Annotated in this window: 2 protein-coding genes; both read left to right on the top strand. The window is 68.8% G+C overall.

Annotated elements, in window-relative coordinates:
• Positions 1-104 precede the first annotated feature (104 nt).
• Positions 105-860 (top strand): TnsA-like heteromeric transposase endonuclease subunit, encoded by a 756-nt coding sequence (locus AB0B89_RS35840; RefSeq protein ID WP_358562070.1) that lies wholly within the window; start codon positions 105-107, stop codon positions 858-860.
• Positions 857-2,932 (top strand): hypothetical protein (locus AB0B89_RS35835; RefSeq protein ID WP_358562067.1); only part of this gene is annotated, 2,076 nt, incomplete at its 3' end. The genes AB0B89_RS35840 and AB0B89_RS35835, both read left to right, overlap by 4 nt.

Raw genomic sequence — 2,932 nt, 5'->3', positions numbered from 1 at the left:
TGTCCTGTGACAGCGAAGGCTGAGCATTGTCACCGAAGGTTGATGACCACTAGTTTCGTGCCACCGAAGGTTGAGTGACGCGTCGCCAGTCGTCAGGAGTGACGGTGGAGGAACTCGCGGTTGATCACGGGGATCCGGCTCATGGCGGGTTTGAGCTGGACTTCTACCACGATGGCGTGCGGTGTCGTAGACCGCTGGGAGCCAGCTGGAGCGTCCGGTTTGAGCAGGTGCCGCCGGTGCGTCCCTTCGGCTGGTCCAAGGGGGGAACGAGTTTCGCGGGCTGGTATTACTCGGTCACGAACGCTGATCACATCGGGTACGAGTCCTGGCTGGAGCGCGACCGGCTGATCCTGCTCGATGCGGATCCCGAGGTGAGGGGCATTGCCTCGCAACCGTTCTGGCTGCACTGGCATGACGGGGTGCGCCAGCGTCGGCACGCCCCGGACTACTTCGTCCGGTTGGCGGACGGCCGCGGCCGAGTCATCGACGTTCGCGCCGACTATCAGATCGACGACGCGGCGGCGCAGGCGTTTGAGGCCAGCGAGCGGGCCTGCCGGGCAGTGGGCTGGGAGTTCGCACGGGTCGGCGTTCCCGATCCGGTGTTGATGGCGAACATGCGATGGTTGGCCCGCTATCGCAGGCGCCGCTGCGGCGCTCGTCGAGACGTCGCCGATGAACTCGTACGCGTCTTCGGCGGGCCGGTGCCGTTGCGGGTCGGGGCCAGCTCGGTGGGTGACCCGCTCATGGTGCTGCCTGTGCTGTTTCACCTGCTCTGGACCGGCGTGCTGGTCGCGGACATCAGTAGGCGGTTGCTGGGATCCGACAGTCTGGTGCACGCGGCGAAGGTGGCGGGCCGGTGAGCCGGCTGGCGCGCCCGGCCCGGCTGATGGTCGGCGAGCGGGTGCGGTTCGATGGGCAGGTCCGCGTCGTGCTGGCGGTCTCGGGCCACGCGGTGATGCTGTCTGAGCTCGGTGGCCAGCCTAGGGTGGTGCCGCCGGCTTTGCTGTTCGCCGATGACGACTTTGAGATCGTGGACAGCGCAGGGCGGTTGCCGCTGCCTGCGGTGTCCTTGCTGGAGACGCTGCCCCCACCTGTGCTGGAGAAGGCGCTGTGGTGGGAGAGTCACATCCTGGAGGTCTTGCACGGGCTGCCACCGGATGCGCCCGGCGATGCCGAGCCGCGGCCGGAGTATGCGCCGACGAGGTCGCTGACGTCCCGGGAGAAGGCCAAGGCGGTCGAACTGACGACCGCCGGGCATCGAGTGAGCGCAAGTACGGTGGCCAACTATCGCCGCCGCTATGAGAGCGGCGGCGTGCTCGGCCTGGCCGATCATCGCCCGATGCGCAAGAGACCCCGGTACGGGACCGTGGACGACCGGGTGGTCGCGGCGATGCGGCAGGCCATCGCCGAGGCCGTGGACGCCTCCACCCGCACCGGGTCGTTCCTGCTCTGGCGGACCGGCGAACTTCTGCGCGAGCAGGGTGAGCTGGTCGAGCTGCCGTCGCAGCGCACGCTCTATCGGCTGCTGGCCAAGTTGACCGCGGGCACCCACACCACCGGCTCTGCCGTCACCCGAAGATCGCGGGCGCATGGTGCGCAAGCGCCGTTCGGGGAGTTACCCGCCTTCGCCCCGGGCGAGGTGATGCAGATCGACTCCACCTCGCTGGACGTGCTGGTCCGGCTGGATGACGGCGTGGCGGGCAAGGTCGAGCTCACCGGCATGATCGATGTCGCGACCCGGACGGTGACCGCCGCGGTGCTGCGACCGGTCACCAAGTCGGTCGACGCGAGCGTGCTGCTGGCCCGCACGCTCACCCCGGAGCTGATGCGGCCGGGCTGGGTGGAGGCGTTGCGCATGGCGCGCTCGGTGCTGCCGCACCGTCGGCTGCTCAGCCTGGATGAGCGGCTGGAGCACGCGGCCGCGCGGCCGGTGATCGTGCCCGAGATGATCGTCTGCGATCACGGCAAGGTCTTCATCTCCCGCAACTTCCTCGCTTCCTGCCGGTTCCTGGAGATCGACGTTCAGCCTGCGCACAAGGGCTCGCCGTTCGAGAAGGGCCACATCGAGAAGATGCTGAGCTCGGTGGGCACGCTGTTCGCCCAGTTCGTCTCCGGCTACACCGGCCGCAACAGCGACCGGCGCGGACGGCACCTGGACAAGCAGCCCATCTGGTCCCTGCTGGAGTTGCAGGAGCTTCTGGATGAGTGGCTGGTCGCCAAGTGGCAAAACCGCAGGCACGACGGGTTGCGTGACCCGGTCCACCCGGGCAGGTCGTTCACCCCGAATGAGAAATACGCCGCGCTGGTCGAGACCTGCGGCTACGTCCCGGTCGCGCTCACCGGCGCCGATTACATCGAGCTGCTGCCCGCCATCTGGCGCGCGGTCAACGACTACGGCATCAAGATCAGCCGCCGCACCTACGACGGCCCCGGCCTGATCCGGCGCCAGGACTCCGGGGTCCGGGCCAAGAAGGGACTCTGGGAGGTCCATCACGATCCCTACGACGTCTCCCAGATCTGGGTGCGCAACCACCACGGCGACGGCGAGTGGATCGAGGCGCGGTGGAAGCACCTGCACCGCGTCCCCGTCCCGTTCGGTGAGCTGGCCTGGGATCACGTCAGCCAGAGTCTGCCCCGGGCCACCGAGGTTGAAATCGCAGACGCGGTCGCCGCGCTACTGGCCAAGGCCGGCGCCGGACCCGAGCAACCGGCCAAGCCCGGCACCCGGCGCACCGCGCGGGACCGGCAGGTCGCGGCCCGCACCCGCGCCACCACAACCAGCGCACCTTCTGTCCCGCAGCCAGTCACGCCCACCGAAGCAGATGCCGAGCCAGACGCCGCATCAGGCCAGGGCCCGGCCGAGACCACAGACGAGCCGCTGGCCAAGGTGATCCCGCTGGGACTGTTCGACCCGCTGGAAAACCCCTGGAGA

Source organism: Sphaerisporangium sp. NPDC049002, from assembly GCF_040649355.1.
In the GTDB taxonomy this organism is placed as follows: Bacteria; Actinomycetota; Actinomycetes; order Streptosporangiales; family Streptosporangiaceae; genus Sphaerisporangium.
This window is presented reverse-complemented; position numbering and strand designations above follow the sequence as displayed.